Below are 21,526 nucleotides of genomic sequence, written 5' to 3'. Positions count from 1 at the left end.
CGCGGCGTTGCGGGTCCTCATCCTCACAGCGCCTCTTGCATGACCGGTGTGTATGGTGTGCATCGAAGAAAGGACGCCCCGTTGGCAGAAGGCAAGAAGCTCGTCATCGTCGAGTCACCGACGAAGATGAAGTCGATCCAGGGGTACCTCGGCGATGGCTACGAGGTTCTCAGCTCGGTGGGCCACATCCGTGACCTCGCCGACCGCAAGGCGATTCCGGCCGAGCTCAAGAAGACGTCCGTGGGCAAGTACTCGATCGACATCGAGAACGACTTCGCCCCCTACTACGTCGAGTCGGAGCGCGGCAAGAAGACCGTCGCCGAGCTGAAGCGCGCCCTCAAGGGCGCCGACGAGCTCTTCCTCGCAACCGATGAAGACCGCGAGGGCGAAGCCATCGCGTGGCATCTCCTCGAGACCCTCAAGCCGAAGATCCCCGTCAAGCGGATGGTGTTCCACGAGATCACGAAGGACGCGATCCGCGCCGCCGTCGACGACACGCGCGATCTCGACCTCTCGCTCGTCGACGCGCAGGAGACGCGGCGCATCCTGGATCGCCTGTACGGGTGGGACGTCTCACCCGTCCTGTGGGTCAAGGTGCAGCAGGGGCTGTCGGCCGGCCGCGTGCAGTCCGCGGCGACGCGCCTCGTCGTCGACCGCGAGCGCGAGCGCATGGCGTTCGTCTCCGCGTCGTACTGGGATGTCGTCGCGCAGGCCGCGAAGGAGTCCGACTCCTTCGGGGTCCAGCTCGCCCGCCTCGCCGGAGCCGCCGTCGCGCGCGGCGCCGACTTCGACGACCGCGGCGAGCTCAAGAAGGCCGTCGTCGTGCTCGACGAGCAGGCGGCGCGCGAACTGGCCGACCAGGTGGCGGTCGCGGCATCCGGAACCGTGTCGGCGGTCGAGGCGAAGCCGGGCACGCGCCGGCCCGGCGCGCCGTTCACGACGTCGACGATGCAGCAGGAAGCCGGCAGAAAGCTCTCGATGAGCGCCAAGCACGCCATGAGCGTCGCGCAGCGACTCTACGAGAAGGGCTACATCACCTATATGCGCACCGACTCGCAGTCGCTGTCGCAGCAGGCGATCGAGGCGGCCCGTGCACAGGCCGTCGAGCTCTACGGCGCGCAGGCCGTGCCGCTGCAGCCGCGTCTGTACAAGAGCAAGAGCAAGAACGCGCAGGAGGCGCATGAGGCGATCCGCCCCTCGGGCGAGACGTTCCGCGTGCCGTCGGAGGTCTCGGCTCAGCTCGACCGCGACGAGATGCGCCTGTACGACATGATCTGGAAGCGCACGCTCGCGAGCCAGATGTCCGACGCGAAGTACGAGACGACGACCGTCACGATCGCCGTCGACGCGGGTGGGCGCACAGCGGAGTTCACGGCATCCGGAACCGTCTACACCTTCAAGGGCTTCATGGAGGCCTACGAGGAGGGGCGCGACGAGAAGCGCGGCGACTCCGACAAGGTCGAGGAGCAGTCGCTGCCGATCCTCGCGGTCGGCGACGTCGTCCGCCTCGACGAGGTCGAGCCGAAGGGCCACGCGACCAACCCCAAGCCCCGCTACACCGAGGCCTCGCTCGTGAAGGCGCTCGAGGAGAAGGGCATCGGCCGCCCGTCGACGTTCGCGAGCATCATCGACACGATCCTCGATCGCGGGTATGTCACCAAGCGCGGCCAGGCGCTCGTGCCGAGCTGGATCGCATTCAGCGTCGTGCGGCTGCTCGAGCAGCACTTCGCCGACCTCGTCGACTACGACTTCACGGCCGCCCTCGAGGACGATCTCGACGCGATCGCGCGGGGCGAGCAGAACCGCGTCGAGTGGCTGCGCTCCTTCTATTTCGGGTCCGGCGACCAGGTGGGGCTTCGTCAGGTCGTCGACAACCTCGGCGAGATCGACGCGCGCGACCTCAACTCGACGCGCATCTCGGAGGGAGTCACGCTGCGCATCGGCCGGTACGGCCCGTACCTCGAGGTGACGGACGCGCAGAACCCGGATGCCGACCCCCGCCGCGTCAACATCCCCGACGATCTCGCCCCGGACGAGCTCACGCCCGAGAAGGCGCAGGAGCTCATCGACGCGCCGATCGGCGGCGACCGCGTGCTGGGCGAGAACCCCGAGACGGGCCTGCTCATCGTCGTGAAGGACGGCCGGTTCGGGCCGTACCTCGAAGAGGCCCTCCCCGCAGAGCCCGTCGCGGTCGACCCCGACACGGGCGAGATCGTCGAAGCGCCCAAGACGGGCGCAGCAGCCAAGCGGGGCACCGCTGCGAAGAGCGCGGCGAAGAAGGATGCCGCGCCCAAGCCGCGCCGTGCCTCGCTGTTCAAGTCGATGTCGCCCGAGACGATCGAGCTCGAGACGGCCCTCCAGCTGTTCGCGCTGCCCCGCACGGTCGGTCTCGATCCCGAGTCGGGCGAGCCCATCACGGCCCAGAACGGCCGGTACGGGCCCTACCTCAAGAAGGGCACGGACTCGCGGACGCTGCAGAGCGAGCAGCAGCTGCTCGACATCACGCTCGAGGAGGCGCTCGCCATCTACGCGCAGCCCAAGTACGGGGCTCGCGGCGCGACGAGCGCTCTCAAGGAGTTCGAGGCCGACCCCGTCAGCGGCAAGCCGATCAGGGTCAAGGACGGCCGTTTCGGTGCGTACGTGACCGACGGCACGACGAACGTGACGATCCCGCGAGGGCAGACGCCCGACGACATCACGTTCGAGATCGCCGTGCAGATGCTCGCCGACAAGCGGGCGAAGGGTCCTGCGCCCAAGCGCACGACGACGCGACGGGCCACGACGACCACGCGCAAGACCCCGGCGAAGAAGTGACGCGGCCGCACGCCGGACTGTTCGTCACGCTCGAAGGCGGCGACGGCGTGGGCAAGACGACGCAGGCGGCCCTGCTGCACGAGTGGCTCGCGGGGGAGGGGCGCACGGTCGTGCGCACGCGCGAACCCGGGGGCACGGAGGTCGGCGTGCTGATCCGCGACATCGTGCTGCACCACCGTGGCGAGGTCGCCCCCCGCGCGGAGGCGCTCCTGTACGCCGCCGACCGGGCGCACCACGTCGAGACCGTCGTGCGCCCCGCGCTCGACCGCGGCGACGTCGTGATCCAGGATCGCTATCTCGACTCGTCCGTCTCCTATCAGGGCGCGGGCCGCGTGCTCGGGCGCGACGAAGTGCGCGAGCTCTCGCTGTGGGCGACCGACGGGCTCCTTCCCGACCTGACGGTGCTGCTCGACCTCGACCACGCCAGGGCGCGGGAGCGCCTCGACGCGGCCGACAAGCCGTTCGACCGGCTCGAGGCGGAGGAGTCGGCGTTCCACGACCGCGTGCGGGCCGAGTTCCTCGCTCTCGCGCAGGCCGAGCCGGACCGCTTCCTCGTGCTCGACGCGGCGCAGCCGGCGGCCGAGCTGGCAGCCCGCATCCGTTCTCGCGTCGCCCGCCTGCTCGGGGAGAGCGTCGGCGGGCGCGGTTAGGCTGATCGACATGGATGCCGTCGCCAGCACCGAGCGCGCCGGTTCGACCGCCGATGCCGACGTCGCGCTCCCGTGGGGCGCCGTGTGGGGTCAGGACGTCGCCGTCGAGGCGCTGCAGGCCGCGGCATCCGACCCCGCGAGCATGACCCACGCGTGGCTCATCACAGGACCCCCGGGCTCGGGCCGCTCGACTCTCGCGTACGCGTTCGCGGCGGCGCTCATCGCCGAGCCGGGAGACCGGCTCGCGATGCGCCAGGTCCTCGCGGGCACGCACCCCGATCTGACGGCGCTGCGCACGGAGGGCGTCATCATCTCGATCAAAGACGCGCGCGCCCTCGTCGAGCGCTCCTACTTCGCGCCCTCGCTCGGGAGGTACCGCGTCATCGTGATGGAGGATGCGGATCGCATGGCCGAGCGCACCTCCAACGTGCTCCTGAAGGCGCTCGAAGAGCCGCCCGAGCGCACAGTGTGGGTGCTGTGCGCGCCGAGCGACGCAGACCTGCTGCCCACGATCCGCTCCCGGGTGCGCACGCTGCGGCTGCGCGATCCTGAGATCGCCGATGTCGCACGACTCATCGCGGCCCGCACGGGCGTCGACGAGGCGATCGCCGAGCAGTCCGCACGGCACGCTCAGCGTCACATCGGAATGGCGCAGCGGCTCGCGACGGATGCCGCGGCCCGCGGACGACGAGACGAGACGCTGCGCGGCGTTCTCCGCGTGCGCGGTGTCGGCGACGCGGTCGAGGTGGCCGGCCGCATCGTCCAGGCCGCGACCGACGATGCGAGAGCCCTCACAGCTGAGCGCGACGACGCCGAACGAGCGAGCCTGCTGCGCACTCTCGGCATCGCCGAGGGGGCGGCCGTGCCGCCCGCCGTGAGGTCGCAGCTCTCGGCGCTCGACGACGATCAGAAGCGCCGCGCGACGCGAAGCCTGCGCGATGGCATCGACCGGGTGCTGACCGATCTGCAGTCGATGTTCCGCGATGTCGTCGTGCTGCAGTTCGGACGGGAGGACGACCTCATCAATCGCGAGCTCGAGGTCGACCTGCGCGCGCTCGCCGACGCGTGGACGCCCGAGCGCACCTTGACGGTGCTCGACCGCATCGCCGAGACGCGGCGAAACCTCGACCAGAACGTCGCACCCGCCCTCGCACTCGAGAGCATGCTCGTGACTGTCGCGAGCGGAAGGATCCCGTGAGCTCTACGCCCCGGCGCCGCGTGCGGCGCCTCGTCGCCGTCGTCGCGTTCGCCGCCGCGGCATCCCTCGCGCTCTCGGGGTGCCTCTCCACACTCCTGCCCGCATCGCACCCCACCGCGCCGCCCACGGCAGCCCCCGACACGGGCGGCGTCGACGACGCGCTCCTGCCGTTCTATGGACAGACGCTGACGTGGGAGGCGTGCGCGACGGACGGGTTCGACTGCACGACCGTCCGCACACCGCTGGACTGGGCGGACCCGGGCAGGGGAGAGCTCGAGCTGTCGGTCATCCGTCATCGTGCGACGGGCGGCGCACCCATCGGGTCCCTCCTCACCAACCCCGGCGGCCCCGGAGCGAGCGGCATCTCGATCGTCCGCGACTCCCTCCAGTTCATGGTGGGCGAGCGTGCCGTGCAGTCCTACGACGTCATCGGCTTCGACCCGCGCGGCGTCGGCGAGTCGACGGCCGTCCGCTGCTTCGACACGGCGGGGATGGACGCCTACCTGTACGACGTCCCGGTGAACCCCCGCGGCTCGGAGGCGTGGACGCAGGAGCTCCTCGACGCGCATCGCGGCTTCGCCGAGGCGTGCGAGGCGAACAGCAACGGCATCCTGCCGTACATCACGACCGAGAACGCGGCGCGCGATCTCGACCTGCTGCGCGGCGTCCTGGGCGACACGAAGCTCAACTATCTCGGCTACTCGTACGGCACGTTCCTCGGCGCGACCTACGCGAAGCTCTACCCCGACCGTGTCGGGCGGCTCGTGCTCGACGGCGCGATCGACCCGACGACGTCGCTGCTGGAGGTCAGCACGATCCAGACGATCGGCTTCGAGTCGGCGCTGCGCGCGTACATGGCCGACTGCCTCACGACCAGCGAGTGCCCCTTCCGCGGCACGGTCGACGACGCGCTCGCCGACGTGTCGACCCTGCTGAAGAGCGTCGATGCGCGGCCGCTCCGCGGCTCCGACGGCCGCATGCTCGGTGCCGACACGCTGCTCACGGCGATCGTCTTCGCGATGTACTCGCCCGGAAACTGGACGAACCTCTCCGCCGCGCTGTCCTCGGCGCTGGAAGGCGACCCCGACATCGCTTTCGTGCTCGCCGACGCCTACAACTCGCGACAGGACGGCGTGTACCTCGACAACCAGACCGAGGCCTTCCGCGCGTACAACTGCATGGACTATCCGCGCGGGATCGACCCTGCCGCCGAGGCGGCAGCGGCGGCGCTCATCGAGAGGGAGGCGCCGACGTTCGCCCCGTACTGGGACGGACCCGACCCCTGCGAGGTCTGGCCGCATCCCGCGACGGGCGTGCGCGGTCCGATCGTCGCGGCGGGCGCCGCACCGATCCTCGTCGTCGGCACGACGAACGATCCTGCGACGCCCTACCAGTGGGCCGTCGCGCTCGCGCAGCAGCTCGAGTCCGGCATCCTGATCACGCGCGTCGGCGAAGGCCACACGGGGTTCAACAAGGGCAACGCGTGCGTCGACGCCGCCGTCAACGCGTACCTCATCGACGGGACGGTGCCCGACGGCGACGTGCGGTGCGAGTGACCCGCGCTCGATTCGCGAGCGGCCTTCCGACCCTGTAAGATCGATGATCGTGCATGCGGGAGCAGGCACACGCCACCATAGCTCAGTCGGCAGAGCGATTCACTCGTAATGAATAGGTCAAGGGTTCGATTCCCTTTGGTGGCTCCACAGAGAACGGGTCGCGCTTCGCGGCCCGTTTTCGTCACACGGGAGGCCCGGTGCACGCGCTAGACGCCGTCGTCGAGGTCTTCACGTGGGTCGGTCTCGGCGCAGGGCTCCTCGCCCTGCTCGTCGCTTCGCTCGCTCAGCTCGCGGACGGCGTCTGGGTGCCGACGGCGGTCGTGCTCGAGGATGCCGACGGCGGCCGTGTCGCGCGCTGGTTCTCGGACGACGGCGGTGTCGGCGAGGCCCGCCTGACGCACGAGCAGGAGCATGCGCTGGCGGGGAAGGACGCCGCCGAGGTCTACACGCGCGCGGCCGTGCACGACCGCATCCGGCTCACGAGGCGCTCGCCGGCGGTGCGGTCGATCGTGCTCCTCGGAGTCGGGCTCCTGACGCTCGGCATCGCAGCCGTCATCGTGTCGCTCACGATGCTCTTCACGCGAGGCTGAGCAGCGGCCCCACGTCACGGGACGGCGAGCGTCGGACCGTCGGGGTCACGCGACGGCGAGCATTGCGCCCGCCGTGAGGGCGAGCACGAGGCCGAGCCACTGCACGGTCGCGGGGTCACGCGACGGCGAGCAGCGTGCCCGCCGTGAGGCCGGGCACGAGGCCGAGCCACTGCACGGCCGCGGGGTCACGCGACGGCGAGCATCGGACCGTCGGGGTCACGCGACGGCGAGCATCACACCCGCCGTGAGGGCGAGCACGAGGCCGAGCCACTGCACGGCCGCGATCCGCTCCCGCAGCACGACGGCGGCGAGCAGGATCGTCCCGGCGGGATACATCGCCGTGAGCGCGGACACGATCGACAGGTCGCCGGCGCGCAGGGCGAGCAGCAGCAGGACGTTGGCTGCGGCATCCAGCACTCCGCATCCCGCGGCGAGCCACCACGCGCGCGTGCGCGAGAGCGCAATGCGAGCGGACGCGTGCTCGAGGTCGGCGTGTCCGGTCTGCGTAGCACCCGGCGCATCGCCAGACGCCTCGAGGACGGATGCCGCGGTCCTGCCCGCGCGCACCGCCGCGCGGGCGAGCACGCCCACGGCGCCGAACGTGATGGCGCCGTTCACTGCGCGGTTGAGCAGGAGCGGAACGAGGCCGCTCTCGTCGCTGGTCTGATCGATGATGATGAGGAACGCGCCGATCGCGAGGCCTGCGCCGATCGCCATCGCGAGTCCGCGTACGCTCGGGCGCACGACGCCGTCGCCCGGGACGAATCCGACGAGCACGACAGCGACGAGCGCCACACCGAGGCCCGCGCCCGCGATCGGCGACAGGGACTCGCCGTCGACGATCAGCCCCCACAGTATCGGGGCGATCGCGGAGACGACCGCCGTCAGCGGCGACAGGATGCTCATCGGCCCGATCGCGAGGCACGCGTAGAGGAGCACGATCGCGACGGCCCCCGTCGCGCCTGAGAGAGCACCCCACGCGATGTCGGCGGGGCGCCACTCGCCGCCGATGAACGGGAAGGCGAGCAGCAGCATCCCGAGTCCCGCGACCGCCGCGACGGCCGTCACGACGATGGAGCGGAGGCGCTTGGCCGCGAGCCCGCCGAGGAAGTCGGCCGAGCCGTAGACCAGGGCGCCGACGAGGGCGAGCGCGGCGGAGAGCATCGTCGCTCCAGCATATGGACGCCCCGGCCCGGGCGCCGGGTGCGGGCGTTGTCGCCGCCACGGCTCGGGAGCGCGGGGCGCACCCGTCGGTCCTGACACGGCTCGGGAGCGCGGGGCGCCTCCGTCGTTCCTGACACGGCTCGGGAGCGCGGGGCGCCTGCCGCTGCTCCATCGTCGCCCGGCCGAGGTCGCCCGGCCGAGGTCGCCCGGCAGAGGTCGCCCGGCAGAGGTCGCGTCGCGTGGAGCGGGCGGTGGACGCACGATGCACCGGTCGGGGCACGTCCCCGCGCGCGGGCGTACGCTCGGATCATGAGCAAGGCACTGTTCATCGTCGACGTGCAGAACGACTTCACGGAGGGCGGAGCTCTCGGCGTGACGGGCGGCGACGCCGTCGCGGCAGGGATCTCGCGGCATCTCGCGGCGCACGCGGGGGAGTACGCCGTCGTGGTGGCGTCGCGCGACTGGCACGACGGAGACAACGACAACGGCGGCCACTTCGCGTCGGGCGAGCCGGACTACGTCGACACGTGGCCCGTGCACTGCGTGAGCGGCACGGAGGGTGCGGAGTACGACTCCGGGCTCGTGACGGATGCCGTGACCCACCACGTCAAGAAGGGCCAGGGCAAGCCCGCGTACTCGCTGTTCGAAGGCGTCACGGACGACGGCCGGACGGTCTCGGAGATCCTCGACGAGCACGGCGTCGTCGAAGTGGACGTCACGGGGATCGCGACCGACTACTGCGTGCGCGCCTCCGCGTTCGACGCGATCGAGCACGGGCGGCATGTGCGCGTTCTCACCGACCTGGTGGCGGGCGTCGCCCCGGGCACGAGCGAGGCGGCGCTGGCCGAGCTGGCGCACGCGGGGGCCGAGCTTGCAGAGTCGGGCGCCTGATCCGCCGGATTCGGCTCGCGTGAGCGACGTCATCCTGCGGCTTCCCCTCGACGGTCTCAGCCTCGTCGAGAACAGTCCCGCGCGACGAGTGCCGAGCCATGGCACCGATCTGTTCGCGACGACCTTCGCGATCGACCTCGTCCCCGTCGACGAACGGGGCCGCTCGGCGCCGCCAGGATGGGGCGCGCTCGTCGGGGCCGAGCCGCCCGAGCGCTTCACGGGCTTCGGCAGGCCCGTGCTGTCACCCTGCGCCGGCACGATCGTGGCCGTCCATGACGGCGAGGCCGATCATCGGGCGCGGCGATCCGTCCCCGCGCTGCTCGCGTACGCCGTGACACAACGCGGGCGCATCCGCGGTGGTCCGAGCGCCATCGCGGGCAACCACGTCGTCATCCGCCGAGGGGAGGGGTCGGTCTTCGTCCTCCTCGCACACCTGCGCGAAGGCAGCGTCAGGGGAGTCGCCGGCGATCGCATCGCGACGGGCGGCCTCGTCGGGGAGTGCGGCAACTCCGGCAACTCGACGCAGCCGCACGTCCACGTGCAGGCGATGACGGATGCCGATGCCCGCGTCGCGCGCGGCATCCCGTTCCGATTCGCGGGCTACCGCGAGCGTGTCGGCGGCGATCGCTTCGAGACGGTCGAGGTCGGACTTCCGGACAGCGGATCGATCGTCGAACCGCTGCGACCCTGAGGATCGCGACAGCACCCGCTGCGGAGCGGGTCGGACCAGACGCGGGTGATGCCCCCTGGGGTGGTCCAGACCTCGATTCCGAGTGTCACGTCGAGAACGTGGTGAGCCATCGCGCGATGGTCGGCGAGAACTGTCCAGGACCTTTCGCGGGCGTCTTGGAGCCGTGCACATGCCCGGAAGTGCATCAGGTGCTGGACGCTCGCTGTCACAGGAGCAGCGCGTCAAGGCTCGGAAGTCGGCTGAACAGGTCGGGGAGGCCGCATATGCCGTGACGCACCGACTCGTGCGACACCGCGAGGTCGGGACCGGTGCGCGCCTCTACGCCGGCGAGGCAACGCCGGATGTTCCACCTCGTGTGCCCCAGCCAGCCGTCGATCATGAACACGAACCAGCTCGGACCCGACGGCGGCAGCGCCCCACCCCCTGCGAGATAGCCGTCCAGAACCGAGCGGAAGACGGCGGGCTCGATGTCGTCGAAGCCGGGTCCCTTCGCCAGACTCAGCGCAGTCGAGCCGAGTTCGCCGGACAGGTCCAGCAGCCCCGAGAGCTCCCAGTCCAGCACGACCGGCCGGCCGTCTCGGACCAGCAGGTTCCACGGCTGAATGTCCTTGTGGGTCAGCACGACCGGTCCCGGCCGTTCGCAGGTGTCGACGAAGTGGGCGATCGCGAGGAACGTGTCGACCTGTGAGGCGAGCTCGTCCGCCCACGGCTGCCCGGTCGCGGTGGCCCGCTGGGCGAGCTCGGGCCAGTCCCGTGGTGTCGGGTCGTCGGTCGGCTCGTGCGTCCACTCGACATCGAGCGCGTGGATGCGCGCGAGGATCTCACCGATCTCGAACGCGTACTCCGCCGACACCGGCGCTTCGGGCACCGTCTCCCCCTCGACCCACCGGTGCACCAGCGTGTCCTGGCTTGCCGAGACCGGCTCCGGCATCGGGATGCCGGCAGCGAAGGCCGCCCGCTCGAACTTGAACACATCCTCGACGCGATAGGGCCGGCGTCGGTCGAGGAGGTTCAGCTCCTTCACCGCGAACGATCCCTGGTCGGTGTCGAGCCGGTAAACCCGATTGGCGAACCCGCCGTGAATGCGCGTCAAGGGCCCGACCGGCACGCCGAGGTGCGAGAGCTCCACCCCACCAACCTAAGGTCCCCCGTTCATCGAGATCCCGGTTTCGCCGCGATCCATGACACGCGCTGCCCGCACCGCTCGGATGGCGCAGGAAGCGTCCCAGTCGGCGCCGTACTCGCTCGGACGACCATCGGCCGTCCCGTCGCGATCGCCCTGCTGCACCGAGTCGTACGCGGCGCCCGGCGGGTAGTCGATGACTGTCCCGGACGGCGGATGCACGACGCGGACGATCGTCTGCGCATCCCGTGACAGGAGATCGCCGAGGTCGGCGGGTTCGGCTGTCCACCCGCTAGACGTCGCACTCGGCACGAGCCAGACGGGCATCGCCCGTCGACGCCGCGGACGGATCAGCGGGAACTCGACCGATCTCGTGTCGGCGGCGCGCACGCTGAACACGTCGGTCGCATACCTCGTGGGGGAGGTGGCCGATGAGTGGGCCCCGTGGGGCTCGAACCCACGACCCGCGGATTAAAAGTCCGATGCTCTACCGACTGAGCTAGAGGCCCTCGACGTCCAAGCCTACTTCGTGCGATCCACGGCATCGTGCGCGCCGGCGCCGTCTGCGGCATGCTGGGCTGGTGGTCATGGACGGTGTCGGCGGTCCCGGCGACGAGGCCGAGGATCGGATCGGAATGCTGATCGTCACGTCTGCGCGCGGCGATCGAGAGGGCTTCGCCCGCCTCTACGACCTGGGAGCGCCGCGCGTCCTCGGCATCGTCGGCAGGATCGTCCACGACCCGGATCGCGCGCAGGCCGTGCTGCGAGACGTATTCCTCGAGGCGTGGCGAACCGCCGCCGGCTTCGACCCGGTGGAGTCCTCCGGGCGGGCCTGGCTCCTCGCGATCGCGCACAGGCGCGCGGTCGACGAACGCGGTCCGCGCGCATCGGCGGAGCTTCTCGACGCCGCAGAGCCGCGCGTGCACGGCCGCCGGCTCGCGCGCGCTCTCGTCGCGCTGTCCGACGAGCAGCGCGTCGCCCTGACCCACGCGTACTTCGGCGGCCGCAGCGAGGCCGAGATCGCGGCTCTGACAGGGGCGACGGCCGAGACCGTGCGCGCGCGACTGCGCGACGGGCTGTCGCGGGTGCGCTCCGAGCTCGGGGCGGCATCGTGAACGTGCACGAGTTCGCCGATCTCGCGGCATCCCACGCCCTCCACGCGCTCTCGCCCGACGACGAGCGGGCGTTCCGCGCCGCGCTCGCGCAGCACCCCGAGTGGGACGGCATCGCGCGTGCGGATGCCGAGACCGCCGCCGCGCTCGCCGACGGCGTCGCGGAGGTCGAGCCCCCCGAGCACGTGCGCGCCGATGTCCTCGCGGCGATCGCGGCGGGCGCGCAGCAGGCCGCGCGCCGCGCGCCCGGGTCTGCAGACCCGACCGCGGGCGCGCTGCAGAGCGCCGAGCCGCTCGGTCCTTCCGTCGCGCTCGCGCAGGCGATCCCGATCCTGGGCGCCCCGGTTCCGCCCGTCGCCCCCTCCAGTGGGACGGCCCACCCCCGATCCGGGGCCGACGACGGCGCAGAGACCGAGCTCGTGCCCGTGGGCGGCGCAGAGGCTGAGCCCCTGCCCGTGCGCGGCGCAGAGGCCGAGTCCGGGCCCGTGCGCGGCGCAGAGCTCGCGTCCGCGCCCGAGGACGGCGCAGAGGCCGAGCCTGCGCCAGAAGGGGCGGCGGCAACCGAGTCGGGGTCGGACGACGCGCACGAGCTGCGAGCGCTCTTTGACTCGCTGCTGACCCCGATCCCGCCGCCCGAGGTTCCCCCGCCGACGCGGCCCGGGGTGCCGCCGGTCGCTCGGGAAATTCCCCTCGGGGGCACGCCGGCACCGCCCGGTGTCGCCGTCGGAGAGTCGGCTCGAGCCCACTCCGGGCCTGGTGACCGCGTAGAATCCGAGCCCGAGTCGGGAGACGCCCCAGAGTCCGAGCCGAGGTCCGAAGGCGCGCATGAGCTGCGAGCGCTCTTCGACTCGCTGCTGGTCCCGAACCCGCCGTCTGAAGCTTCTTCGCCGGCGAGCCCGCCGACCGCACCTACACCCCGGTCCGCACAGCCGCTGGCCATGGCCGAGCCCTGGTCCGCGCAGCCGCCGCCCGAGTCCTCGCCCGCACAGCCGCCGCCCGAGTCCTCGCCCGCACAGCCGCCGCCCGAGTCCTCGCCCGCACAGCCGCAACCCGAGTCCTCGCCCGCGCAGCCGCAACCCGAGTCCTCGCCCGCACAGCCGCAACCCGAGTCCTCGCCCGCACAGCCGCCGACCGAGCCCGCGCCCGCGCAGCCGCCGACCGAGCCCTGGTCCGCGCAGCCGCCGACTGAGCCCTCGCCCGCGCAGCCGCTGACTGAGCCCTGGCCCGCACAGCCGCTGGCCGAGCCCGCGCCCTGGCCCGCGCAGGGCGCAAGCGTCGCGGACTCGCCCCCGCACGAACCGCACCCCGAGACCGCCCCGCACCCCGAGACCGCCCCGCACCCCGAGACCGCCCCGCACCCCGAGACCGCCCCGGACATCCCGGTCGTCACGAACCCACTGGCAGAGCTCGCCCCCGAGCTCGTCGGCCCGCCCGTGCGGCGTGCCGGGACGGGCTCCGCCCCGTCGACCGAGATCATCCAGACCGTCCAGCGGCGCACCTGGACGCGCGCGCTGCTGGCGGTGGCGGCATCCCTCGTCGTCCTGGTCGCGCTCGGATTCCTCGCGGCGCTCGTCGGAAACCTTCTCTACGACAGGCCGGACGCCGTCGTCGCGCTCGACGAGATCCGTGCGGCGTCGGACGCGCGCGAGGCGACCGCCGACGCGACGGGAGGGGGACAGGTGACCGCCCACTGGTCGCAGGAGGCCGCCAAGACGGTCCTCGTCGTGACGGGGCTCGCCCCTGTCGACTCCGCCGACACGTATCAGGCGTGGTTCACGAGCACCACGGGGTCCACGCCCGCGGAGCTGTTCTCGACCGCGGCCGACGGCACGGCGACGGTGCTCCTCGCGGGCGCACCCGCCACCGGCGACAGCATCACGATCACAGTCGAGCCCGTCGAGGGCTCGACGGAGCCGACGACGGATCCGATCGCGACGATCCCGACGTCCTGACCCGCGGGTATCGTCGAGCCGTGGCATCCCGCTCGCGCACGGAACAGTCTCCGCAGACGCTCGCGCACCTTCGGCGGGCGCGCGACCTCATGGATCGCGACTACGCGAGCCCGCTCGACGTCCCCACGCTGGCGCAGCAGGCCCTCATGTCGCCCGCGCACTTCTCCCGTGAGTTCAAGACCGCGTACGGCGAGACCCCGTACGCCTACCTCATGACCCGTCGCATCGAGCGGGCCATGGCGCTGCTGCGCGCAGGCGCGAGCGTGACGGATGCCTGCACCGCCGTGGGCGCGACATCCCTCGGATCCTTCAGCTCGACCTTCACCGAGATCGTCGGCGAGACGCCGAGCGCGTATCGCGCGCGTCCGCACGACGCGGCCGAGGCGATGCCGTCGTGCATTGCGAAGCTGCTGACGCGTCCCGCCCGCTTCGTGTGACCCGCCGGTCGAGCAGGATCGGAGAAGCATTCCGCCCGCGGGCGACCTAGCGTGGCATGCATGTCCAGCATCTCTCTCGCCTACTGCCCCATCACCGTCGACGACATCGACGCCGCCATCCCCTTCTACCGCGACGCGCTCGGGCTCGAGCTCGTGAGCGACGTGGCCTCCGACGGCCACCGCTGGGTCAGCTTCGGCCTCGCGGGCCAGGACGGGCTCCGGCTCGTGCTGTCCGACCCCGGCGCAGGGCGCTCGCCCGACGACGGCGACACGCTGCACCGGCTCGTCGCGAAGGGGTCGGGCCCGGGTCCCTTCGTCTTCGCGACCGACGATCTCGACGCGACGTTCGAGCGCGTCCGGGGCTGGGGCGCGAAGTGCTCCAGGAGCCCATCGAGCAGCCGTGGGGCCCGCGCGACTGCGCGTTCCGCGACCCCGCGGGCAACCACGTCCGCGTCAACCAGTCCGCGTGACCGGCGCGCGGCATCCCTCGCGATCGCCGCGCGAGGGATGCCGCATCCGGCCCCTTCGCGGACCTTCCCGGAGTTCGCGAGTAGCCTGGATGGAATGAGCGACGCGAGGGAGTTCCACAAGCCAGTGCGTCGGCCCGCGGAGCTCTTCGACAGGCTCTTCGCGGCCGAGGACCCTGCAGAGGTGTCGCGTGTGGCCCACTCGACGGCCCATGCCCTCCTCTCGCGCGTGCGCTCCGACCCGGACAGCGCGGTCGTCGACCGCCTCGTCGCGTTCACGTCCGACCACGGCATCGACGACATCGCCGAGCTCTGGTCGCGCTCGCCGTCGCGGTCGCTCCCGGGCACGCTCTGGCGGCTCTATCTGCTGCAGCTGATGATCCACGACGATCCGCAGACCGCCGCGCTCCTCTACGAGCGGGGTCGGACGGCGGTCGACTCGGCCGATCCCGTCGTCGCGGGCGCCCCGGTGCCCGCAGGGCCCGACGAGCTCGTCGCGCTCATCGACACGATCCTGCGAGGGCTGTTCGAAGGGGACTTCGCCGTCGCGCTCGACCGTGCCGCCGCCTTCAGCCGGGTTCAGGCCTCCGGATCGGCGCATCTCGCAGACGACTACGAGACGACGGAGCCCGAGCGGGCGTCGGCGTTCACGACCCGCGCGGCGCGGCTCTCCGACTATGCGCGCGATCTCAGCGCTGCGGCGGCGCTCTGGCGTCTGGACGCGCTGACCTGACGACGGGTGGCGGGACCGAGCGGCAAGGGGCTCCGCGCCGTCCCGCCTCGGGCGGGAGCCGTTCCACGTCGACGCGCTGACCTGACGGCGGGCGAAGAGAAGCCGGGCCGCAGAACGCCTCTCGGCGCAAGGCCGCTCTCGGCGGCAGAAGATGGAGCCCGGGGTTACTGCGGCCCGGCTGCTCCAGTGTAACCGAGACGGAGCCGAGGACATTCCCGGCGACGGCGCCCGGGCGTGCCGCGCGGGCCAGACCCTAGGCTCGACGCATGACCTGGCGCTTCGCCCTCCTGATCGAGCCCGCACCGGCCGACGACCCTCGCACGGACTTCGCCGCGACCTTCGAGGTCGTCGACGCCGCGACGCCCGCGCTGAGCGTCGGCGAGCTCAGCACGCAGCGCGGCGACGGGATCTTCGAGTCCATCGGCGTCGTCGACGGCCACCCGCAGGAGGTCGCGGCCCACCTCGAACGCCTCGCGCACTCCGCCCGCCTGTGCGATCTGCCGATCCCGAACGTCGAGCAGTGGCGTCAGGCGATCGCGGCGGCGGCCGCAGAGGCCCCCCGGGTGGGGGAGGGCGTCGTCAAGCTGATCCTCAGCCGCGGGATCGAGCACGGGCCGACCCCCACCGCATGGGTCACGGGGGCGGATGCCGCGGACTTCCGCGGCGCGCGGGAGCGCGGCATCCGGATCGTGACCCTCGATCGCGGACTCGACAGCGGAGCGCCGGCGCGTGCTCCGTGGCTGCTGCTGGGCGCCAAGACGCTCTCGTACGCGGTCAACATGGCCGCGATCCGCGAGGCGAGGCGACGGGGGGCGGATGACGCGATCTTCGTGTCGTCCGACGGCATCGTGCTGGAGGCGCCGACCGCGTCCGTCATCCTGCGTCTCGGCGACCGGTTCGTGACGCCCGCGCACGATGGCGGCATCCTGCCCGGGACGACCCAGCTGAGCCTGTTCGAGCACCTCGCGTCCCTGGGCCACGAGACGGCGTACGAGACGATCCCGGTCGCGGCGCTCGCCGAGGCGGATGCCGCGTGGCTCGTCTCGAGCGTGCGGCTCGCCGCCCCTGTCTCGGCGATCGACGCAGCGCCGATCGCCGTCGACGGCGAGCTGACCGCGGCCTTCAACCGATACCTGCTGAGCCCGCGCGACTGAGCGCGCGCCGGCGGGAGGGTGCCGCACGACGCGCCGACGGGCGGATGCCGCACCCGGCGCTCCGCGAGAGACCACCACCGGAGGCCGCCGCGGTGTCGGCGGGACCTACCCGAAGCGGCCCGAGACGTAGTCCTCCGTCGCCTGGACGGAGGGCGTCGTGAAGATCGCCGACGTGTTGTCGTACTCGATGAGCTTGCCGGGCTTGCCGGTGCCGGCGATGTTGAAGAACGCCGTCTTGTCGGACACGCGCGAGGCCTGCTGCATGTTGTGGGTCACGATGACGATCGTGTACTCCTGCTTCAGCTCCTCGATCAGCTCCTCGATCGCGTACGTCGAGATGGGGTCGAGCGCCGAGCACGGCTCGTCCATGAGGAGCACCTGCGGCGACACGGCGATCGCGCGGGCGATGCACAGGCGCTGCTGCTGGCCGCCCGACAGGCCCGATCCCGGCTTGTCGAGGCGGTCCTTGACCTCGTTCCACAGGTTCGCGCCCTTGAGGGACTTCTCGACGAGGGCATCGGCATCCGATCGCGAGATGCGCGAGTTGTTGAGCCGCACCCCCGCCAGCACGTTCTCCTTGATCGACATCGTGGGGAACGGGTTGGGACGCTGGAAGACCATGCCGATCTGACGGCGCACGGCGACGGGGTCGACGCCGTTGCCGTACAGGTCGTCGCCGTCGAGGAGCACCTGGCCCTCGACGCGGGCACCGGGGATGACCTCGTGCATGCGGTTGAGGGTGCGCAGGAACGTCGACTTGCCGCAGCCCGACGGGCCGATGAAGGCCGTCACGCTGCGAGGCTCGATCTCGAGGGACACGCCCTCCACGGCGAGGAAGTCGCCGTAGTAGACGTTCAGGTCGTTGACTTCGATGCTCTTCGACACGGGTTCTTTCTTTCGGGTAGCGCGGGTCAGCGGCCGGTCTTGGGGGCGAACAGCTTCGCGATGAGACGCGCGACGAGGTTCAGCACCATGACGATGATGATGAGGGTCAGTGCGGCGGCCCAGGCGCGATCCCAGTACGCCTCGGGGGGGATGCCCTGGTTCGCGTACTGCGTGTACGTGAAGACGGGAAGCGTCTGCATACGGCCGTCGAACAGGTTCAGGTTGAGGGAGTCGGTGAAGCCCGCCGTGATGAGCAGCGGCGCCGTCTCGCCGATGACGCGCGAGATCGAGAGCATGACGCCCGTCGTGATGCCCGCGATCGCGGTGGGCAGCACCACCTTCACGATCGTGAGCCACTTCGGCACGCCGAGCGCGTACGCGGCCTCGCGGAGCTCGTTCGGCACGAGCCTGAGCATCTCCTCGCTCGAGCGCACGACGACGGGGATCATGAGCACCGCGAGCGCGACCGATCCCATGATGCCGAGCCGCACGCCCGCCCCGAAGAAGATCGCGAACAGGGCGTACGCGAACAGGCCCGCGACGATCGACGGGATGCCGGTCATGACGTCGACGAGGAACGTGATGCCGCGCGCGATGCGCTTGCCCTCGCCGTACTCGACGAGATAGATCGACGTCATCAGGCCGATCGGGATCGAGATGATCGCGGCCGCGAGGGTCACCAGCAGCGTTCCCCAGATGGCGTGCACGGCGCCGCCGCCCTCGCCCACGACGTTGCGCATCGAGGACGAGAAGAACTCGGCGTCGAAGCGCGCGAGGCCGTTGGCGACGACGGTCCATGCCACGGAGACGAGCGGGATCATCGCGATGAGGAACGCGACCGTCACGATGCCCGTGACGAGCCGGTCGACGGCCTTGCGCGTGCCCTCGACGATCGCCGAGATGACCCAGACCAGCACGAGGTACGCGAGCGCCGACGTGATGACCCAGCCCGCGAGGTTGAAGCCGTCGCCCTGAGCGACCGCGACGATGAAGAACACACCGCCGAGGATGGCGAGGGATGCCGCGAGCAGGCCCCACGGCACCCAGGCGGCCAGGCGGCCGGAGCGCAGCGAGACGGGAGGCTCGACCGCGACGGGGGCGGTGGGAGGAGCGGTCACGGTCATGTCAGTTCGCTCCCGAGAATTCCTTGCGACGGCCCACGATCCATCGTGCGAGCGCGTTGACCGCGAACGTCACGATGAACAGGATGAGCCCCGTCGCGATGAGGACGTTGATGTTGACGCCGTACGCCTCGGGGAAGGTGAGCGCGATGTTGGCGGCGATCGTCGACGGGTTGGTCGACGTGAAGAGCTGGAATGTCACGGTCCCGGTGGCCGAGAGCACCATGGCGACGGCCATCGTCTCGCCGAGGGCGCGACCGAGGCCGAGCATCGACGCCGAGACGATGCCGGAGCGACCGAACGGCAGCACCGCCATGCGGATCATCTCCCAGCGGGTCGCGCCGAGTGCGAGCGCCGCCTCTTCGTGGAGCTTCGGCGTCTGCAGGAAGATCTCACGGCAGATCGCGGTGATGATGGGGACGATCATGACGGCGAGCACGATGGCCGCCGTGAAGATCGTTCGACCCGTCGCGGAGGCGTCGCCCGCGAAGAGGGGGAACCATCCGGCGTTCTGATTGAGCCACGCGTACGTGGGCTGGACGGCGGGGGCGAGCACGAGGATGCCCCACAGGCCGAAGACGACGGACGGGACGGCGGCGAGGAGGTCGACGATGTAGCCGAGGCCCTGCGCGAGGCGGCGGGGCGCGTAGTGCGTGATGAACAGTGCGACGCCGAGCGACAGCGGCACGGCGAGGATGAGGGCGAGCAGCGCCGCCCAGATGGTGCCGAACAGGAGCGGCCAGACGTAGTCCCAGAAGTTCGTCGTCAGCAGCGACGCCGTCTCGGGCTTCGCGGAGAACGCGGGGATGGACTGGACGATGAGGAAGATCGCGACGGCCGCGAGGGTGGCGAGGATCATCGACCCTGCGAAGAGAGCGGAGCCGGAGAACCAGATGTCGCCCGGCCGCTGCTTGGCCTTGGGCGTGGCCTCGGCGGTCGCCGTGGTCTCGGTCATGGAGTGCTTCCTGGTCGAGGAGATGGGTGGGGATCGGCCCCAGGAAGGCGCAGAACGCCTTCCTGGGGCCGAAGGTACTACTTGATCGCGTCGACCGCGGCCTGTGCCTTCTCACGGAGCGCGTCCGAGATGGGGGCGCTGCCGGCGTTCTTCGCGGCGGTCTCCTGACCGGCCTCGCTCACTGCGGTTCCGAAGAAGCCCTTGACGAGGGCGCCGATGTTCGCGTCCTCATACTCGGTGCAGCCGATGAGGTAGCTGATGAGGATGACGGGGTAGGCGCCGGCCTCCGTCGTGGTGCGGTCGATCGTGATCGCGAGATCGGTCGAGGCGCGGCCGTCCTCGATCGGCGAGACGTCGACCGTCTTGGCTGCACCCTCAGCGGAGTGCTCGACCCAGTCGTCGCCCACCTGGACCTTGACCGAGGCGATGCCGCCGGCCTGCGACGAGTCGGCGTAGCCGATCGTGCCCGCGCCGCCCTTGACGGCGTTGACGACGCCCGAGGTGCCCTGAGCGGCCTCGCCGCCCTGGATCGGCCACTCCTCGACCGAGCCGAAGGTCCACGAGCCGCCGCTGGTCGCGGCGAGGTAGTCGGTGAAGTTGCCCGTCGTGCCCGACTTGTCGGAGCGGTGCACGGGGGTGATCGCGGCGTCGGGCAGCGAGACGCCGGAGTTCGTCGCGGCGATCGCCGGGTCGTTCCACTTCGTGATCGTGCCGGCGAAGATGCCGCCGAGCGTCGCGGGGTCGATGTTGAGCGAGTCGACGCCGTCGAGGTTGAAGATGATGGCGATCGGCGAGATGTAGGTGGGCAGCTCGACGGGGTCGGCGCCTTCGGCGCACGCGCCGAGACCGGCCTCGATCTCCTCGACCTTGAACGCGCGGTCGGAGCCGGCGAACTGGACGGCCCCCTCCTGGAACGACTCGCGGCCCGCGCCGGAGCCCTGCGGGTCGTAGTTGACGGTGACGTCGGGGTTGGCCTTCTGGAACTCGGCCGTCCACGCCTGGATCGCGACCTGCTGCGAGGTGGCGCCGGAGCCGCTGAGGCTGCCCGACAGCGTCGGCGCGTCGGTCTCGGTCGGAGCCGTCGTCCCGCCCTCGTTGCTGGCGCAGGCGGTGAGAGTGAGGGCCGCGATGGCGGCGACAGCGCCCAGCTGGGCGATGCGGGAGATCTTCACTGTGGTGAATCCTTCACATGTAAGGGGAATTGGGCCCGGTGCAGGGCACGACATGACGGTAGACAGCCACTCTTAAGGGAACGGGCTGCGATGGTAAACGCGAGGTGAACGACCTCGGGCGCACCTTGGTGAGCGGCGCGTTCCCGATACCGTGGAGGAATGGCAAAGACCACGAAGCTCGAGCGCGCGGCGCGCGAAGCGCTGGACGACGCCGCCGCGGCGGCGAAGCAGGCCCGCAGAGTCGCGAAAGACCTCCCGGGCAAGCCCCGCCGCAAGCTCCTCGACCTGGCCGAAGAGACCCGCGGCGTCGCGGACGTCTCGAAAAAGGCCCTCCGCAAGAACCCGCGCCGCATCGCCGAGAAGGCGGCCCGGGCGGCCCGCGAGCTCTCCCGCGCGACGCGGAAGGCCATCCTGGCGGCGGAGGAGAAGGCCCGGCTCAAGGCGGAGGCCCGCCGTGCGGAGGAGGCCGCCGCCCGGGCGGCCGCCGAGGCGGCCGAGCGCGCCGCCGAGGCCAAGTCCCTCAAGAAGGCGGCGACGAAGGCCGCGAAGGCCGCCCTCCGCGCCGAGGCCGAGGCGGAGCGCGCCGTCGCCGAGCTCGCCGAGAAGGAGGCCAGGGCCGCAGAAGAGGCCGCGGAGGCCGCAGAGGTCTCCCTGACGGATGCCGCACCCGCCGCCGAGCCCGCGTCCGCCGTCGAGGGCGCCGAGGCGGGTCGAGCCGTCGCGGACGCGGCATCCGACGAAGGAGAGTCGTCGGAGCTTGCCGCTCTCACGGTCGCGGAGCTGCGCGCCCGTGCCCGCGACGCGGGCAGGACCGGATACTCGCGCCTGAACAAGGCGCAGCTCGTCGCGCTCCTCGCCTGA

20 protein-coding genes, 2 tRNA genes and 1 pseudogene are annotated in these 21,526 nt (G+C 71.4%); 15 read left to right on the top strand and 8 right to left on the bottom strand.

From position 1 onward, the window contains the following. Window positions 1–81 precede the first annotated feature (81 nt). The 6 genes from topA to FHS08_RS01950 all read left to right on the top strand — a co-directional run bounded on the left by topA (window position 82) and on the right by FHS08_RS01950 (window position 6,808). Window positions 82–2,814 (top strand): type I DNA topoisomerase, encoded by a 2,733-nt coding sequence (gene topA / locus FHS08_RS01975; protein ID WP_167034988.1) that lies wholly within the window; start codon window positions 82–84, stop codon window positions 2,812–2,814. Beyond that, window positions 2,811–3,464: a dTMP kinase gene (gene tmk, locus FHS08_RS01970; protein WP_167034986.1), complete on the top strand. Its 654-nt coding sequence runs from the start codon at window positions 2,811–2,813 to the stop codon at window positions 3,462–3,464. The genes topA and tmk overlap by 4 nt, the downstream gene beginning before the upstream one ends. 10 nt (window positions 3,465–3,474) lie before the next feature. Next, on the top strand, window positions 3,475–4,662 hold the full coding sequence (locus FHS08_RS01965) for a DNA polymerase III subunit delta' (protein WP_167034984.1): 1,188 nt from the start codon (window positions 3,475–3,477) through the stop codon (window positions 4,660–4,662). Beyond that, a complete protein-coding gene (locus FHS08_RS01960) occupies window positions 4,659–6,218 on the top strand; it encodes an alpha/beta fold hydrolase (protein ID WP_167034982.1) in 1,560 nt (519 codons plus the stop codon). Before FHS08_RS01965 ends, FHS08_RS01960 begins: the two co-directional genes overlap by 4 nt. A 71-nt stretch (window positions 6,219–6,289) precedes the next feature. After that, a tRNA-Thr gene (locus tag FHS08_RS01955) sits at window positions 6,290–6,365 on the top strand. Between the two features lie 50 nt (window positions 6,366–6,415). Next, the gene (locus FHS08_RS01950) at window positions 6,416–6,808 is read left to right on the top strand and encodes a hypothetical protein (protein WP_167034980.1); all 393 of its coding nucleotides are present in this window, start codon (window positions 6,416–6,418) and stop codon (window positions 6,806–6,808) included. 216 nt (window positions 6,809–7,024) lie between these two features. Here the strand turns inward: FHS08_RS01950 and FHS08_RS01945 are convergent, their stop codons facing one another. Continuing rightward, entirely contained in the window at window positions 7,025–7,972 is a 948-nt protein-coding gene (locus FHS08_RS01945; RefSeq protein WP_167034978.1) for an EamA family transporter, read from the bottom strand. A 309-nt stretch (window positions 7,973–8,281) separates the two neighbouring features. On the opposite strand from FHS08_RS01945, the gene FHS08_RS01940 reads away from it, so the two are divergent. Both FHS08_RS01940 and FHS08_RS01935 read left to right on the top strand, forming a co-directional pair. Next, complete coding sequence (locus FHS08_RS01940) at window positions 8,282–8,863, top strand: isochorismatase family protein (RefSeq protein ID WP_167034976.1); 582 nt, start codon at window positions 8,282–8,284, stop codon at window positions 8,861–8,863. Between the two features lie 19 nt (window positions 8,864–8,882). Then, window positions 8,883–9,554, top strand: coding sequence for a M23 family metallopeptidase (locus FHS08_RS01935; RefSeq protein ID WP_341800287.1), 672 nt, complete (start codon window positions 8,883–8,885; stop codon window positions 9,552–9,554). A gap of 205 nt (window positions 9,555–9,759) precedes the next feature. Here the strand turns inward: FHS08_RS01935 and FHS08_RS01930 are convergent, their stop codons facing one another. The 3 genes from FHS08_RS01930 to FHS08_RS01920 all read right to left on the bottom strand — a co-directional run bounded on the left by FHS08_RS01930 (window position 9,760) and on the right by FHS08_RS01920 (window position 11,186). Beyond that, the gene (locus tag FHS08_RS01930) at window positions 9,760–10,683 is read right to left on the bottom strand and encodes a phosphotransferase (RefSeq protein ID WP_167034972.1); all 924 of its coding nucleotides are present in this window, start codon (window positions 10,681–10,683) and stop codon (window positions 9,760–9,762) included. 9 nt (window positions 10,684–10,692) lie between these two features. After that, window positions 10,693–11,076, bottom strand: coding sequence for a hypothetical protein (locus FHS08_RS01925; RefSeq protein WP_167034971.1), 384 nt, complete (start codon window positions 11,074–11,076; stop codon window positions 10,693–10,695). A 37-nt stretch (window positions 11,077–11,113) separates the two neighbouring features. Further along, window positions 11,114–11,186 (bottom strand) — tRNA-Lys (locus FHS08_RS01920). 78 nt (window positions 11,187–11,264) lie between these two features. Between FHS08_RS01920 and FHS08_RS01915 the strand changes: the two genes are divergently transcribed. From FHS08_RS01915 to FHS08_RS01890, 6 genes and pseudogenes are all read left to right on the top strand, one after another. Then, window positions 11,265–11,792 carry a sigma-70 family RNA polymerase sigma factor gene (locus tag FHS08_RS01915; RefSeq protein WP_167039511.1) on the top strand — a complete coding sequence of 176 codons (528 nt, stop codon included), beginning with the start codon at window positions 11,265–11,267 and terminating at the stop codon, window positions 11,790–11,792. Then, window positions 11,789–13,741: an anti-sigma factor domain-containing protein gene (locus FHS08_RS01910; protein ID WP_167034969.1), complete on the top strand. Its 1,953-nt coding sequence runs from the start codon at window positions 11,789–11,791 to the stop codon at window positions 13,739–13,741. Before FHS08_RS01915 ends, FHS08_RS01910 begins: the two co-directional genes overlap by 4 nt. A gap of 89 nt (window positions 13,742–13,830) precedes the next feature. Then, window positions 13,831–14,178 (top strand): helix-turn-helix transcriptional regulator, encoded by a 348-nt coding sequence (locus FHS08_RS01905; protein ID WP_167039509.1) that lies wholly within the window; start codon window positions 13,831–13,833, stop codon window positions 14,176–14,178. A gap of 60 nt (window positions 14,179–14,238) precedes the next feature. Then, window positions 14,239–14,511: pseudogene (locus FHS08_RS01900) on the top strand (VOC family protein); the annotation flags it as partial. A gap of 231 nt (window positions 14,512–14,742) precedes the next feature. Then, entirely contained in the window at window positions 14,743–15,378 is a 636-nt protein-coding gene (locus tag FHS08_RS01895) for a DNA-directed RNA polymerase subunit beta (protein WP_167034967.1), read from the top strand. Between the two features lie 266 nt (window positions 15,379–15,644). Then, window positions 15,645–16,532 (top strand): aminotransferase class IV, encoded by an 888-nt coding sequence (locus FHS08_RS01890; protein WP_167034965.1) that lies wholly within the window; start codon window positions 15,645–15,647, stop codon window positions 16,530–16,532. 105 nt (window positions 16,533–16,637) lie between these two features. On the opposite strand, the gene pstB is transcribed toward FHS08_RS01890, so the two are convergent. The 4 genes from pstB to pstS all read right to left on the bottom strand — a co-directional run bounded on the left by pstB (window position 16,638) and on the right by pstS (window position 20,665). Then, the gene (gene pstB / locus FHS08_RS01885; protein WP_167034963.1) at window positions 16,638–17,417 is read right to left on the bottom strand and encodes a phosphate ABC transporter ATP-binding protein PstB; all 780 of its coding nucleotides are present in this window, start codon (window positions 17,415–17,417) and stop codon (window positions 16,638–16,640) included. A gap of 26 nt (window positions 17,418–17,443) precedes the next feature. After that, window positions 17,444–18,541 (bottom strand): phosphate ABC transporter permease PstA, encoded by a 1,098-nt coding sequence (pstA, locus tag FHS08_RS01880; protein WP_167034961.1) that lies wholly within the window; start codon window positions 18,539–18,541, stop codon window positions 17,444–17,446. A gap of 1 nt (window position 18,542) precedes the next feature. Further along, window positions 18,543–19,493, bottom strand: a complete 951-nt coding sequence (pstC, locus tag FHS08_RS01875; RefSeq protein ID WP_167034959.1) for a phosphate ABC transporter permease subunit PstC — start codon at window positions 19,491–19,493, stop codon at window positions 18,543–18,545. A 77-nt stretch (window positions 19,494–19,570) separates the two neighbouring features. Continuing rightward, window positions 19,571–20,665 (bottom strand): phosphate ABC transporter substrate-binding protein PstS, encoded by a 1,095-nt coding sequence (pstS, locus tag FHS08_RS01870; protein ID WP_167034957.1) that lies wholly within the window; start codon window positions 20,663–20,665, stop codon window positions 19,571–19,573. A gap of 159 nt (window positions 20,666–20,824) precedes the next feature. Between pstS and FHS08_RS01865 the strand changes: the two genes are divergently transcribed. Next, the gene (locus FHS08_RS01865; protein WP_167039506.1) at window positions 20,825–21,526 is read left to right on the top strand and encodes a hypothetical protein; all 702 of its coding nucleotides are present in this window, start codon (window positions 20,825–20,827) and stop codon (window positions 21,524–21,526) included.

Source organism: Microbacterium ulmi (assembly GCF_011759705.1).
GTDB lineage: Bacteria > Actinomycetota > Actinomycetes > Actinomycetales > Microbacteriaceae > Microbacterium > Microbacterium ulmi.
This window is presented reverse-complemented; position numbering and strand designations above follow the sequence as displayed.

Bases quoted from the DNA above. Each gene is read 5' to 3' on its own strand.
- FHS08_RS01965 (WP_167034984.1), top strand. From the start codon at position 3,475: ATGGATGCCGTCGCCAGCACCGAGCGCGCCGGTTCGACCGCCGATGCC.
- FHS08_RS01945 (WP_167034978.1), bottom strand. From the start codon at position 7,972: ATGCTCTCCGCCGCGCTCGCCCTCGTCGGCGCCCTGGTCTACGGCTCG.
- FHS08_RS01940 (WP_167034976.1), top strand. From the start codon at position 8,282: ATGAGCAAGGCACTGTTCATCGTCGACGTGCAGAACGACTTCACGGAG.
- FHS08_RS01915 (WP_167039511.1), top strand. From the start codon at position 11,265: ATGGACGGTGTCGGCGGTCCCGGCGACGAGGCCGAGGATCGGATCGGA.
- FHS08_RS01905 (WP_167039509.1), top strand. From the start codon at position 13,831: ATGGATCGCGACTACGCGAGCCCGCTCGACGTCCCCACGCTGGCGCAG.
- FHS08_RS01895 (WP_167034967.1), top strand. From the start codon at position 14,743: ATGAGCGACGCGAGGGAGTTCCACAAGCCAGTGCGTCGGCCCGCGGAG.
- FHS08_RS01890 (WP_167034965.1), top strand. From the start codon at position 15,645: ATGACCTGGCGCTTCGCCCTCCTGATCGAGCCCGCACCGGCCGACGAC.
- pstA (WP_167034961.1), bottom strand. From the start codon at position 18,541: ATGACCGTGACCGCTCCTCCCACCGCCCCCGTCGCGGTCGAGCCTCCC.
- pstC (WP_167034959.1), bottom strand. From the start codon at position 19,493: ATGACCGAGACCACGGCGACCGCCGAGGCCACGCCCAAGGCCAAGCAG.
- FHS08_RS01865 (WP_167039506.1), top strand. From the start codon at position 20,825: ATGGCAAAGACCACGAAGCTCGAGCGCGCGGCGCGCGAAGCGCTGGAC.